This window comes from Stenotrophomonas sp. YJH_SMC_16, from assembly GCF_059367875.1.
This window is the reverse complement of record NZ_JCAFRH010000004.1, coordinates 421,654-434,731: the sequence shown is the minus strand read 5'-3', so window position 1 is coordinate 434,731 and position 13,078 is coordinate 421,654. Positions and strand designations below refer to the sequence as shown.

Below are 13,078 nucleotides of genomic sequence, written 5' to 3'. Positions count from 1 at the left end.
GCATCCCGGCCCGTGTTACACAGCCGTTACCACCCGCGCTGGGGAAGTGTCGCTGTGGAGTCTGCCGTTCGCAAACCGTGTCTGCCTGCCGCCGCCGGTCTCTGTGCCGCGCTGCTGCTGTGGGCGTGGTCGGCGGGAGCGGAGCCGCCGCCCTCAGCCATCCAGTTTGCGCGCGTCGTGCAGATGATCGACGCGGGACGGTTCTTTGAAGCTCACAGCGAACTGAACACCTGGTCGGCTGCCGACGCGGCGGAGCCTGGCGTCAGTTTCGACGACATCGCGTTCCAGGAAGAACGCATGCGCCGCATCCGCCTGGATTTTTCCCTCGACGAAACCGCCGCCAAGTCCGCCGTGCGCCGCTGGATTCCCGACCTCACCGACGAGGAATTCGCGCGCTGGGACCAGCTCGGCCTGATTGAACACCTCGATATCGATGGCGCGCGCTGGTACTTCAAGCGCGCACCGTCGAACCTGTTCCTGCTCAGCGATGAGGCACGCGCACGCCGCCGCGCGGATGCACCGATGCCGGCGCCGGGCCCGAACGAGGTGCTCAATGCACACCACGCGCGCGTGCTTGCCGCGGCCGAACAGAGTGGCCAGGCGTCGGTACTGCCGCAGCGCATTGAATTCACCCAGTCGCTCACGGTGAAGGCCGACGCCGTACCGGCCGGCGAAACCGTGCGCGCCTGGATTCCGTACCCGCGCGAGATTCCGGGCCAGCAGGAGCAGGTGCAGTGGCTGGGCAGCACCCCGGGCAAGGCGCGGGTGGCGCCAGCCAGCACCCTGCAGCGCACGGCCTACCTGGAAGCCAAGGCCGTGGCCGGGCAGCCGACCCGCTTCGAGATCCGCTATGCGGTGACGATCTTCGCGCGGCATACCGCGATCGATCCCGCCAAGGTGCAGGCCACACCGAACGATCCCGCATTGAAGCCCTACCTGGCCGAACAGCTGCCGCATGTGCGCTTCACCCCCTCGCTGAAGCTGTTCTCCGACCAGGTGCTGCAGGGTGAGACGCGACCGTATGAAGTGGTGCGCAAGCTGTTCGCGGCGGTCGATCGCATTCCATGGGCGGGCGCGCGCGAATACTCCACGCTCAGCAACATCAGCGATTACGCCCTGCGCGCTGGCCATGCCGACTGCGGCCAGCAGACCCTGCTGCTGATCGCATTGCTACGCATGAACGGCATTCCCGCGCGCTGGCAGTCGGGGATGGTGTTCTCCGACGATGGCAGCGGCTACAACAACCTGCATGATTGGGGGCAGGTCTACCTGGCGCCGTACGGCTGGCTGCCGATGGACGTGACCACCGGCGCGCTGGCCAGCGATGTGCCTGCACTGCGCAATTTCTATCTGGGTGGCCTCGACGGCTACCGCATCGCCTTCAACGACGATTTCGGCCAGCCCTTTGTGCCGGCCAAGCAGCACTTCCGCTCGGAAACGGTCGACTCGCAGCGCGGCGAGGCCGAGTGGGCAGGCGGCAACCTGTACTTCGACCAATGGAGCTACGACTTCCAGTGGCGGGTACTGCCAGCCGGGCAACGCTAGCGCGACACATCGCAACTCACACCATTCAATTCTTGCAGGAGAGAGCAGGGGATGAAGGCTTACAGCATCAAGCGGGCGGCGTTGTGCGTCGCCCTCGGGGCGTGTCTGGGCGTGATCGCGCCCAGCGCATTCGCACAGGATGGTTCGGTGGTCGGCCGGTTGGTCAGCGATGCCGGCCAGGTGCCGGCCGGTGCCACGGTTACCGTACGCAACCCCGCCACGGGCTTTGTCCGATCGGTGCAGGCCGACGCCAATGGCAGCTACCGCATCCCGTTGCTGCCGGTCGGCACCTACGAGATGGACGTGAGCCTGCCGGGTGGAGCGGCCAGCCGTGTTGGCCAGGTCACCGTCAGCCTTGGCAGTGCGACGACGGTGAACGTGCCGCTGGGTGCGGTCAGCACGCTGGGTACGGTCGAGGTACGTGCACCGCAGGTGGTGTCGATGGTGGATGTCAAGTCCACCGAATCGGCCACGAACATCACCCGCGAAGAGCTTTCGCGCCTGCCGGTGGACCGTGACATCACCGCCGTGGCACTGCTCGCGCCCGGCGCGGTGAAGGGCAAGGGCTCGTTGGGCGGCCAGGGCATTTCCTTCGGAGGTTCGTCGGTGGCCGAGAACACCGTCTACATCAACGGCCTGAACGTTACCGACTTCTACAACCGGGTCGGCTTCTCGTCGGTGCCGTTCTCGTTCTACCAGGAATTCCAGGTCAAGACTGGCGGCTATTCGGTAGAGTTCGGGCGCAGTACCGGCGGTGTCATCAACGCAGTCACCCGGTCGGGCAGCAACGACTTCAAGGCCGGTGCCGAACTGGTGTTCGAACCGCGTGCCTGGCAGTCGCAGGCGCGCGACCGCTACGACGGCAGCGGCAGCCGCTACATCACAGCGAGCCGCGATGACTACAGTCGCAGTGCGCTGAACGTATTCGCGTCCGGTGCGCTGGTGAAGGACCGCTTGTTCTTCTTCGGCATGTATGAAGCTCGCGACTACCGCCCGACATCGACCAACGACGCTGGCACCCGCCTGAGCCAGGGCAAGGCCGATGATCCGTTCTGGGGCGGCAAGATCGACTGGCAGATCACCGACAACCAGATGCTGTCGCTGTTCGGATTCTCGGACAAGAGCAAGACGCTCACCGATGTCTACGATTACGACTACGCCACGGGACAGACTGTGGGTGAGCGCAGCAACCAGATCTACAACACGGTGGGCGGCAAGAACTGGTCCGGCACCTATAGCTGGCAGGTCAACAGCGACCTGACCATGAAGCTGATGTATGGCGAGAACAAGCGCAACCGCATGCAGAGCTCGTTGATGGACGAGAACTGCAACCGTGTGTTCGACAACCGAACGGCCAGCCAGGGCGTGCCACCCTCGCTGCAGGGTGACCGCAGCTGCACCAGCAGCTCGCAGCTGGAATCAGCATTGGATACCCGCAAGGCCGCCCGCGCCGATTTCGAATGGACACTGGGCAATCACCTGCTGCGCTTCGGCATGGACCGCGAGGAAAATACCTCCGACTACAGCCGTGCCTACCCCGGTCCGGGCGGCCTGCGCTACGACATCTATGCGCGTACTCCGGGAAGTTCACTCAACGGCGGCGTGGTGCCGGCCAGTGGCCTGGTGGCGCGTACGCGCCGCTATGAGGTGGAGGGTGCGTTTGAGACCATCAACTCGGCCTGGTACCTGGAAGACAACTGGCAGGTGACGCCGAACCTGCTGCTGAACATGGGCGTGCGCCTGGAAGCCTTCGACAACAAGGGCGGCGATGGCAGCAGCTACATCAAGATCGATGACATGGTGGCGCCACGTCTCGGCTTCTCGTGGGACGTGCGTGGCGATGGCACCACCAAGGTGTTTGGCAACCTGGGGCGCTACTTCCTGCCGGTGGCCAACGTCATCAACATCAAGCAGGCCGGTGGCTTCCTCGACGAACGCACCTGGTATGAGTTCCTGGGCTACAGCGGCGCGGCCAACAATGTGCCGGTGCTGGGCGCGCAGATCGGACCGGTGGACAATTCGCAGGGCGATGGCAGCGTGCCGGACCTGCGCGCTGAAGTGAACCGGGACATGGATCCGGTCTACCAGGATGAAGCGATCCTGGGCTTCCAGCAGATGATCAACGAGGCTTGGTCGGTTGGCGCCAGCGTGACTTACCGCCGCCTGCACAACGCCATCGATGACATGAACATCACCGCCACCGGCCAATGCGGTGCCATCGACGGGGTGTGGATCATGGGCAACCCGGGACGCACCAACACTGTCTGGGGCGACACCAACTGTGATGGCACCAATGATGGCTGGATCAACATCGACACATCCAGGGAAGGCTGGGCGCTGTACGACGATGATGGCAACTACGTGGGCCAGCGCGGCTGGGTAAAGCCCAAGCGCGACTACAAGGCGCTGGAACTGCAGGTCGACCGTGCGTGGGATGGCAAGTGGGGCTTCAACGCGTCCTATACCCTGGCCTATGGGCGCGGCAACGCCGAAGGCCCGGTCAACTCCGATACCGACTTCGCCGATGCCGGCCGCACCGAGAACTTCGACAACCCGTGGGTCAACTATCGCGGCTACGGCTACCTGGCCAACGATCGCCGCCACCAGTTCAAGTTCCGCGGCAGCTACGCGTTGACCGAGAACCTGAGCGTGGCCGCCACCCTGGGCGTACAGTCGGGCAGCCCGATCACGCGCTTCGGTGCCGGCAATCCTTTCGACGACACCGACTTCCACAGCTACTACGTGTGCGTGTCCAACTGCCAGGCGACCGTACCGTCCGAACGTGTGTTCGTGCATTCCCCGCGCGGTGGCGATGGGCGCACGCCGTGGACCTACGACCTGGACGTGAGTGTTTCGTACAAAGTGCCGATCCCCACCGACCTGCGCCTGAAGTTGGCGGTGTACAACGTTCTTAACCAGCAGCGCGTGGTGACCGTGGACCAGGATTACGAGCCGCAGGACAGCATCGGAACGCCGAACCCGATGTATGGTTATGGCACTGGATTCCAGTCACCGCGCTACGCACAGCTGACGGTGACCTGGAGCTATTGAGGACGCATCCATGCGCCGCCTTGCCGGGCGGCGCGGGTCTGTGATCGCCGGATATGATCCGGCACCGCCTGACGGAGACTGCCTTGCATCGTCTGTTGCTACTGGTCGCTGTACTGGCGAGCCCCGCTGCCCAAGCAGTGGATGGCGCACGACTGGATGCCGCCATCGCCTTTGTGGACCAGCACGAGCACCTGCCGGGGCTGGCGATGGCGGTGGTCGAGGATGGCCAGGTGGTCTATCGCCACACTGAAGGCGCGCGTGGTGACGGTGGCCGCATCGACGAGGACACGCTGTTCAAGATCGCCTCCAACAGCAAGGCGATGACCGCCGCGCTGCTGGCCACGCTGGTGCAGCAGGGCAAGCTGGGTTGGGCTGACCCGGTGCAGCGCCACCTGCCAGCGTTCCGCATGCATGACCCGTGGGTGGGCGAGCATCTGCAGGTACGCGATCTGCTGATCCACAACAGCGGCCTCGGCCTGGGTGCCGGCGACCTGATGCTGTGGCCTGAGCCCAATGCCTTCACCCGCAGCGACGTCATCGCCGGGCTGGCACACCTGAAACCGGTCACCAGTTTCCGCAGCGGCTATGCCTACGACAACCTGATGTACGTCGTTGCCGGTGAGGTGGCTGCGGCCGCCGGTGGCAAGCCCTATGACCAGCTGATGCGCGAGCGGGTGTTTGAGCCGCTGGGGATGACCCGCTGCCAGGTGGGCGCATGGTCGGTGAAGCAGATCGGCAATGTCGCCCAACCGCATGTGCGGCGCGATGGCCGCAACGTGGTGGTCGCTGGTGATGGAGCGCTCAGCCCCGATCTGACGTCGATGGCGGCCGGTGGCATCCGCTGTTCGCTGCGCGACATGACCCGCTGGATGCAGGTGCTGCTGGACCCGGCGCTGGTACCGGCGTGGTTGGGCGCCGAGCAGCGCCGCATGCTGTGGACGCTGCACATGCCAATGCCGCTGGGCGAGCGCCAACGCGACTGGGACAACACCCGTTTCTACGGCTATGGGTTGGGCTGGCGGGTGTCGGACATGGACGGGCACTGGAAAGTCGCCCATACCGGTACCCTGACAGGCATGTATTCCTCGCTGGCGCTGCTGCCGGACCGCAAGGTCGGTGTGGTGATACTGATCAACGGCGAGGCCGAAGACGCGCGTACCGCGCTGATGCAGTCGACGCTGAAACAGTTCACCGCGCCGGAAGACGCGCAGCATGTGGGGTACTACCTAGCGGAACTGGCGGCTGATCGGGCCGTGCGCGCCGCCACGGGGAGTCCTGTGCCCTCCACCAGGGGCGCACAACCGGCCGCCGTCACCGATCTGCAGCGCTGGCAGGGCCGCTACGCCGATCCCTGGCTGGGCCCGGCCTCGCTGTGCCCGGGCAAGGACGGCCTGCGCTTCAGCGTCGACAAGTCGCCAGAGCTGCAGGCGGCCGTGCTGAAGTTGCAGGGGCGCTGGCTGCTGCGCTGGGATACGCTTGGCGACGAAGCGCAGGCGTGGTTGCAGCCAGGCGAGGGCCCGGTACCGACGCTGGACCTGCGCGCCATCGATCCGGACATCGACTTCAGCTATGACTTCCAGGACCTGCATTTCACTCGTACTGGCGACTGCACTGGCGGCGACCACCAGCGCCGCTGAGCCACCGCGTGTTTCACCGGCCACCGACGCGGCCAGCGCTGGTTTGGTGGAGATCCGCACGTTGTCGTCAGGCATCGACATGGACATCCGCTACGCCGGCGCTAACAACTTCACCGGCGCGCGCGTGCCCGGCTACGAGGCGTCGTCCTGCTACCTGCTGGCGCCGGTGGCGAAAGCGCTGGCGCAGGTGGAACAGGATCTGCGCGCTCAGGGTTTCGGCCTGCGGCTCTACGATTGCTATCGGCCGGTGCGTTCGGTGCAGGCCTTCATGGCCTGGGTGAACGATCCGCGCGAGCTCTCGCGCAAGGCACAGCAGTATCCGGACCTGGACAAGCCGCGCCTGCTGGCCGACGGCTACATCGCCGAACGCTCCGGCCACAGCCGCGGTGCCACGGTGGATCTGGGCCTGCTGGATTGCCGCAGCAGAGCATGTACGCCGCTGGACATGGGCACCGACTTCGATTTCTTCGGGCCACGCGCGCATACGCAGACGAGCGGGCTGAGTGAGACGCAGCAGGCGAACCGGCGGCAACTGGTGCAGGCAATGGCACGGCGTGGTTTCGTGAACTATCCGCAGGAGTGGTGGCACTACACGTTCCAGCCCGAACCGGATCCCGGCACCGCGTACGACGTCCCAGTGCGGTAGGGGTATCGGCAGGGCTGCGCCCTGCACCTGCAGAGGCAACTGCAACGGCCGAAGCAACAGCTGGCATTCCGTGGGATGGCTGGGTGGGTCCGGTTGCGTGGGACGCTGCAAGTCCCCCTCCGGGGTCCGGCCCAGCCGCCGGCGGCTGTGCGTTCGGGCGCTTGCGAAGCAGTGCTTCGCAAGCAAAGCGCCCTCACCCATGTAAGCTCGGTCGCCGCTTGCTCGTGCGCGCAGTCCTGCACGCACGGCAAGGCCAGGGTTGGGCGTCCTGCCCAACCCGCCCGAGGCATGCCTCCGGCCCATGCGGCTCACGCCCCCGCAACCGGACCCACCCAGCCTTCGACAATTCCCCGCGCGGTCCGTTGTAGAGCCGAGCCCATGCTCGGCTGTTCTTTGTTCAATCGTCGAGATATTCGATTTCGAGAGATTCATCCACGCATGGCGTGGATCTACCGTGGCTGCCGGATTGGGTCCGGGGCAGATCCCTTACACTGGCCGCCTCTTCATCCCTGCCCACCCGATGAACCTTCCCCTGCACTTCGGCCTGCTCGGTACCCTGGAAGCGGGCGCCATCGCCCTGCTGGTCGGGCTGCTGGTGTACTTCCTGTGGTCGCAGCTGTGCCGGCTCCTGCACTGGACAGTCGGCCACGCGATCGGCTGGTCCTGCGTCATCGCCGTGATCATCTCCGCCGGCATCGATGCATGGAAGCTGTTCTACATGGGCATCGTGCGGCTGGAATCCCCACTGTACGCGCGCCTGTTCCTCGCCACCATCCATGATCCGAACGAACTCGGCAGCCGCGTGGTGCTGGAAATCGCCGGCGCGCTCGCCGGTGTTGCCCTCGGCTGGGTGTTGTTCAGTTCGCGGTCATTGGCACAGAACGTCGACTGACGCAGGTTTTTCGTTGGTTGCCGGTTAAATCCGGCAGCGCTGAATGCGCATCTTATGAGCTGCTCACTTGCTGCTAACCACCGCGCTAAAGCATGCGTGGAGGCGAGTGGTTAATCGTGCGTGTTGACGCCGGTCGCGGGGCAAAATCGATTCAGAAACGCGGTGGCAGGGTAGGTGCCGTGCGGAGACAACACGCCGCGCAACACCACCCAATCGGTAGGAGACACCCCTGATGACTATTCGCAACCGCAAGCCCCTGATCGCCCTGATCGTCGCCGCCGGCAGCGTGCTGGCCATTCCGGCGATGGCCCAGTCGGCCAAGCAGCAGGCCGCGCAGGCACAGAACGAAGCCGCGCAGGCGCAGCAGTCGGCGGCACAGGCAGGGCAGGCGGCTGACCAGGCGACCAATGCGGCCGCCGCGGCATCGGCGCAGGCCAATGGCGGTGGCCAGACCTGGGCCAGCATCGATACCGATGGCAACGGCACCATCAGCAAGACCGAGGCACAGGTGAACGCCGGCCTGGCCCAGGTGTTCGACCAGGCCGATACCAACAAGGACGGTGAACTGAGCGCCGATGAGTACAAGGCCTACGTGGCCGCGCAGCAGGCCGGTGCGGGTGCCGGCGCGGCCCAGGGCCGCTGATCCACACCTGATTCGGGAAGACCGGTGCATGGGGACCCGGGCGGCTGCGGCCGCCCGGGTTTTTCTCGTCATCGCCACCCCTGTATCCTTGGCCGATGAACACCTCCACGCCTGCGCCGTCGCGCGCCATCGGCCTGGTCGGTTTTGACGGTGACGATACGCTGTGGAAGAGCGAGGACTACTACCGCAAGGCCGAGCAGGATTACCTTGACCTGCTGTCGCGCTACGTCGACGTGCATGACACCCAGACCGCGCGCCACCTGCTGGAAGTGCAGCAGCGCCACCTGGGCACCTTCGGCTACGGCGTGAAGAGCATGACCCTGTCGATGATCGAAGCGGCCATCGACATCACCGGTCAGCGTATCGGGGCCAAGGACATCCAGCGCATTCTGGACATCGGTCACGACACCCTGCGCCATCCGGTCGAGCTGATCGACGGTGTGCGCGAAGCCGTGGCGGCCATCGCCGAGCACTACCCGGTGGTGCTGATCACCAAGGGCGACCTGTTCCACCAGGAAGCCAAGATCAAGGTCGCCAACCTGGGCGAGCTGTTCCCGCGCATCGAGATCGTCTCGGAGAAGGACCCGGAAACCTACGCCCGCGTGCTGGCCGAATTCGATCTGCCGATGCAGCGCTTCGTAATGGTCGGCAACTCGCTGCGTTCGGACATCGAGCCGGTGGTCACCCTCGGTGGCTGGGGCGTGCATACCCCGTATGCAGTGACCTGGGCACACGAGACCCAGCACGGCGTGGCCGACGATGAACCGCGCATGGTCACCGCCGATACCGCCCACGACTGGCCGGCCGCACTGGCGGCGATCGAAGCCAAGGCCGCTGCGGCCGCCTGACAGGGCCCGGCGGCTGCGGCAGAATCGGGGCATGAATTACCGACTGCGCGTGTTGCTGTTGTCCCTGCTGCTGGTGCCGGCCACCGTGCTGGCCCAGCAGACCGCCGAGCGTTCGGCAGCCTACGAGGTGGAGACCGGTGACAGCTGGGTCGATGCCCAGCTGCAGGACATCAACCATTACGCCGAACGCTACCCGGATGCCTTTCTCGATGAGGTCTCGCGCTATGCCGGCGTGCCGCGCGGCTATATCAGCGCGCTGTTCACCACCCATGGCTGGCAGGCCGGGGACATCTACTTCGCCTGTTTCTGGGCCAAGGCCAGTGGCCAGACCTGCCGCGACAGCGTGCGCGCCTTCAGCCAGGACCCGGAGGGCGGCTGGGAGGCGGTGGTGAAGCGCATGCCCACCACGCCGGACAACCTGCATTACCGCGCCGTGCGCCATGCCATCGTGGCCAGCTACCAGCACTGGGACCGGCCGATCACCCTGGATGCCACCCTGAAGCGCCAGCTCAAGCGGTAGTGCCGGCCGCTGGCCGGCAACTGCACCCTTCCAGGCATCCGGAGGTTGCCGGCCAGCGGCCGGCACTACCGATTTCTTTCATGTTGCTCTGCATATCGCCGCCGCCGCGCGCTCCGGCGACAATACGGGTTCGAGCTGTTCCCCGTTCCCGTAATCGAGTGACTGATGAGCGCCTCTTTCGTTTCGCCTGATGTGATCCGCCGCCTGTTCGCACAGGCCATGTCCCGCATGTACCGCACCGAAGTGCCGTTGTACGGCACGCTGGTGGAACTGGTGGAGCGGATCAACGCGCAGGTGCTTGCCCAGGACCCGGCGCTGGCTGCGCAGCTGCAGCGCAACGACGAGCGTGCGCGCCTGGACGAAGAGCGTCATGGCGCGATCCGGGTGGGCACCGTGCAGGAACTGGCCACGCTGCGCCGCCTGTTCGCGGTGATGGGCATGTATCCGGTCGGCTACTACGATTTGTCGGTGGCCGGCGTGCCGGTGCATTCCACCGCGTTCCGCCCGCTCACTGGCGCCGCGCTGGCGCAGAACCCGTTCCGCGTGTTCACCTCGCTGCTGCGCCTGGAGCTGATTGAAGACGAAGCGCTGCGTGCCGAATCGGCGAAGATCCTTGCGCGCCGCCGCATCTTCACCGACGGCGCGCTGGCCCTGATCGACCAGGCCGAGCGTGACGGTGGCCTGTCGCAGGCCGATGCCGAGCGCTTTGTCGACGAGGCACTGGAAACCTTCCGCTGGCATGGTGATGCCACCGTTGACCTGCCGACCTACCACGCGCTGCACAACGCGCATCGGCTGGTGGCCGACGTGGTCAGTTTCCGCGGCCCGCACATCAATCACCTGACCCCGCGCACGCTGGACATCGACGCTGCGCAGGCGGCGATGATCGAACACGGCATGGCGGCCAAGGCGGTGATCGAAGGCCCGCCGCGCCGCGCCTGCCCGATCCTGCTGCGCCAGACCAGCTTCAAGGCGCTGGAAGAGGCAGTGCATTTCCCGGACGCGGAAGGTGGCGATGCCGGCACCCATACCGCGCGCTTCGGCGAGATCGAACAGCGCGGCCTTGCGCTGACTCCGAAGGGCCGCGCGCTGTACGACCAGCTGTTGTCGCAGGCACGCGATGCCGGTGGCGAAGGCAGCACCGGCGGCGACTACGGCCAGCGCCTGCAGGCGGTGTTCGCCAGCTTCCCGGATGACCATGACACGCTGCGCCAGGAAGGACTGGGCTATTACCGCTACCAGCTGACCGACGCCGGCCGTGCCGCGCCCGAGCGCGTGGCGGATCTGCCGGCCGAAGTGCTGGTGGCCGCGGGCCTGGCGACAGCCGACCCGATCGTCTACGAGGATTTCCTGCCGGTCAGCGCCGCGGGCATCTTCCAGTCGAACCTGGGCGGTGAAGAGCAGCGCGCCTATGCCGCACACGCCAATCGCGAGGCCTTCGAGCAGGCGCTGGGCGTGGCGGTGAATGACGAGTTCGAGATCTACGAGCGGCTGCAGGCCGAGTCGCTGGCGGCGCTGCGCGGGTAAACGGCTTGCCGTGGAGCCGAGCGTGGGCTCGGCTCTACAGGGATTCTGTGGAGCGGGCCCTTGTAGAGCCGAGCCATGCTCGGCTGCACAGGGATGGGGAGTCGAGCATGGCTCGACTCTACAGACGCAGGCGTCAGCCCTTCATCGTGCCGGTATCCAGCCAACGCTGGTGCCACGACAGCGCTTCCGGCAGCAGGTGCGGGGTGTGCTTGCCGTAGCTCTCGCGGCTGGCACGGTCGAAGTAATCCTGCAGCTGCGGGCGGAAATCCGGATGCGCGCAGTTGTCGATCAGCACCTGCGCGCGCTTGCGCGGGGTCAGCCCGCGCAGATCGGCCAGGCCCTGTTCGGTCACGATCACCGACACATCGTGCTCGGTGTGGTCGACATGGCTGGCCATCGGCACGATCGCCGAGATGGTGCCGTTCTTGGCGGTGGACGGGCTCAGGAACGCCGACAGGAAACCGTTGCGGGCAAAGTCGCCGGAACCACCAATGCCATTCATGATCCGCGTGCCCATCACGTGCGTCGAATTGACGTTGCCGTAGATGTCCACCTCGATCATGCCGTTCATGCCGATGCAGCCGAGGCGACGCACCAGTTCCGGGTGGTTGGAGATTTCCTGCGTGCGCATGATGATGCGCTCGCGGTAGAAATCGATGTTTTCCTTGAACGTCTCGTTGGCCTGCGGGCTCAGCGCAAAACCCGTGCACGAGGCATAGCTCAGCACGCCGTCGCGCAGCAGGTCGAGCATGCCGTCCTGGATCACCTCGGTGAACGCAGCCAGGTCGCGGAAACCGCTCTTGGCCAGGCCGGCCAGCACCGCGTTGGGGATGTTGCCCACGCCCGACTGCAGCGGCAGCAGGTTGGCCGGCAGGCGGCCGCGCTTCACTTCGTGCTGGAGGAACTCGATCAGGTGCGAGGCGATCTGCTCGCTGGTCGCATCGATCGGGCTGAACGGGCTGTTGCGGTCCGGGCCGTTGGTACGCACCACGGCCACGATCTTGTCCGGGTCGCAGCGCAGCGCGGTATCGCCGATGCGGTCGTTGGCGTTCACCAGCGGAATCGGCTTGCGGTGCGGCGGCAGCGCAGTGCCGTAGTAGATGTCATGCATGCCGTCGACGCCGGCCGGCTGCCACTCGTTGACCTCGACGATCACTTTCTTGGCCAGGTCCAGCCAGGTCTTGTTGTTGCCGACCGAGGTGGAGGGCACCAGCGAACCGTCTTCACGGATGGCCGAGACTTCGATCACGGCGGTATCGATCTCGCCGTAGAAACCGAACCACACGTGCTGGGCCACGTGGCTGAGGTGGATGTCGATGTAATCCAGCTTGCCCTCGTTGATGCGGTTGCGTGCATCCGGGTCGCTCTGGAAGGGCATGCGCATGGCGATGCCATCGGCCTTGGCCAGCGCGCCATCGAGTTCCGGCGCGGTGGAGGCGCCGGTCATCAGCTTGATCTGGAAGGGATTGCCCTGGGCATGCACCGCTTCGATGCGGCGGGCCAGTTCGACGGGAACGGCCTTGGGATACCCGGAGCCGGTAAAGCCGCTCATGGCCACGGTTTCACCGGGCTGGATCAGCGCGGCTGCGGCCTCTGCGGAGACCACGCGGTCACGGAGACGCGCGTTGGCGATGCGATCAACAGACATGACGACACGTGTTGCTGGGGGGAATTCCGATTATCGGCCATCCTCATCCGTACGGGGGGTTCTACCTTCGTGGAATGGCTTTTCCCCGGGGGCTCACCCAAACCCACCGGTTTTGTTTTGC

Annotated in this window: 10 protein-coding genes; 9 read left to right on the top strand and 1 reads right to left on the bottom strand. The window is 65.7% G+C overall.

From position 1 onward, the window contains the following. Window positions 1-54 precede the first annotated feature (54 nt). The 9 genes from AC5P6E_RS11805 (at window position 55) to hglS (ending at window position 11,309) form a co-directional block, all read left to right on the top strand. Entirely contained in the window at window positions 55-1,545 is a 1,491-nt protein-coding gene (locus tag AC5P6E_RS11805) for a transglutaminase-like domain-containing protein (protein ID WP_329835754.1), read from the top strand. A gap of 51 nt (window positions 1,546-1,596) precedes the next feature. Continuing rightward, on the top strand, window positions 1,597-4,596 hold the full coding sequence (locus tag AC5P6E_RS11800; protein WP_164194467.1) for a TonB-dependent receptor domain-containing protein: 3,000 nt from the start codon (window positions 1,597-1,599) through the stop codon (window positions 4,594-4,596). A gap of 83 nt (window positions 4,597-4,679) precedes the next feature. Further along, the gene (locus AC5P6E_RS11795; protein ID WP_329835757.1) at window positions 4,680-6,233 is read left to right on the top strand and encodes a serine hydrolase domain-containing protein; all 1,554 of its coding nucleotides are present in this window, start codon (window positions 4,680-4,682) and stop codon (window positions 6,231-6,233) included. After that, a complete protein-coding gene (locus AC5P6E_RS11790; protein ID WP_329835758.1) occupies window positions 6,166-6,879 on the top strand; it encodes a M15 family metallopeptidase in 714 nt (237 codons plus the stop codon). The genes AC5P6E_RS11795 and AC5P6E_RS11790 overlap by 68 nt, the downstream gene beginning before the upstream one ends. Before the next feature lie 520 nt (window positions 6,880-7,399). Further along, complete coding sequence (locus AC5P6E_RS11785) at window positions 7,400-7,771, top strand: hypothetical protein (protein ID WP_099560566.1); 372 nt, start codon at window positions 7,400-7,402, stop codon at window positions 7,769-7,771. 232 nt (window positions 7,772-8,003) lie between these two features. Then, the gene (locus tag AC5P6E_RS11780; protein ID WP_004139214.1) at window positions 8,004-8,414 is read left to right on the top strand and encodes an EF-hand domain-containing protein; all 411 of its coding nucleotides are present in this window, start codon (window positions 8,004-8,006) and stop codon (window positions 8,412-8,414) included. A gap of 95 nt (window positions 8,415-8,509) precedes the next feature. Beyond that, a complete protein-coding gene (locus AC5P6E_RS11775; RefSeq protein WP_197602005.1) occupies window positions 8,510-9,262 on the top strand; it encodes an HAD family hydrolase in 753 nt (250 codons plus the stop codon). A gap of 31 nt (window positions 9,263-9,293) precedes the next feature. After that, window positions 9,294-9,782, top strand: coding sequence for a hypothetical protein (locus tag AC5P6E_RS11770; RefSeq protein WP_049412260.1), 489 nt, complete (start codon window positions 9,294-9,296; stop codon window positions 9,780-9,782). Window positions 9,783-9,947: 165 nt separating this feature from the next. Beyond that, on the top strand, window positions 9,948-11,309 hold the full coding sequence (hglS, locus tag AC5P6E_RS11765) for a 2-oxoadipate dioxygenase/decarboxylase HglS (protein ID WP_111201280.1): 1,362 nt from the start codon (window positions 9,948-9,950) through the stop codon (window positions 11,307-11,309). 133 nt (window positions 11,310-11,442) lie between these two features. On the opposite strand, the gene scpC is transcribed toward hglS, so the two are convergent. Further along, window positions 11,443-12,957 (bottom strand): succinyl-CoA:acetate CoA-transferase ScpC, encoded by a 1,515-nt coding sequence (scpC, locus tag AC5P6E_RS11760; protein WP_495230981.1) that lies wholly within the window; start codon window positions 12,955-12,957, stop codon window positions 11,443-11,445. Between the last annotated feature and the right edge of the window lie 121 nt (window positions 12,958-13,078).

Coding starts and splice junctions, on each gene's coding strand:
- AC5P6E_RS11800 (WP_164194467.1), top strand. CDS start 1,597: ATGAAGGCTTACAGCATCAAGCGGGCGGCGTTGTGCGTCGCCCTCGGG.
- AC5P6E_RS11785 (WP_099560566.1), top strand. CDS start 7,400: ATGAACCTTCCCCTGCACTTCGGCCTGCTCGGTACCCTGGAAGCGGGC.
- scpC (WP_495230981.1), bottom strand. CDS start 12,957: ATGTCTGTTGATCGCATCGCCAACGCGCGTCTCCGTGACCGCGTGGTC.
- hglS (WP_111201280.1), top strand. CDS start 9,948: ATGAGCGCCTCTTTCGTTTCGCCTGATGTGATCCGCCGCCTGTTCGCA.
- AC5P6E_RS11775 (WP_197602005.1), top strand. CDS start 8,510: ATGAACACCTCCACGCCTGCGCCGTCGCGCGCCATCGGCCTGGTCGGT.
- AC5P6E_RS11790 (WP_329835758.1), top strand. CDS start 6,166: ATGACTTCCAGGACCTGCATTTCACTCGTACTGGCGACTGCACTGGCG.
- AC5P6E_RS11780 (WP_004139214.1), top strand. CDS start 8,004: ATGACTATTCGCAACCGCAAGCCCCTGATCGCCCTGATCGTCGCCGCC.
- AC5P6E_RS11770 (WP_049412260.1), top strand. CDS start 9,294: ATGAATTACCGACTGCGCGTGTTGCTGTTGTCCCTGCTGCTGGTGCCG.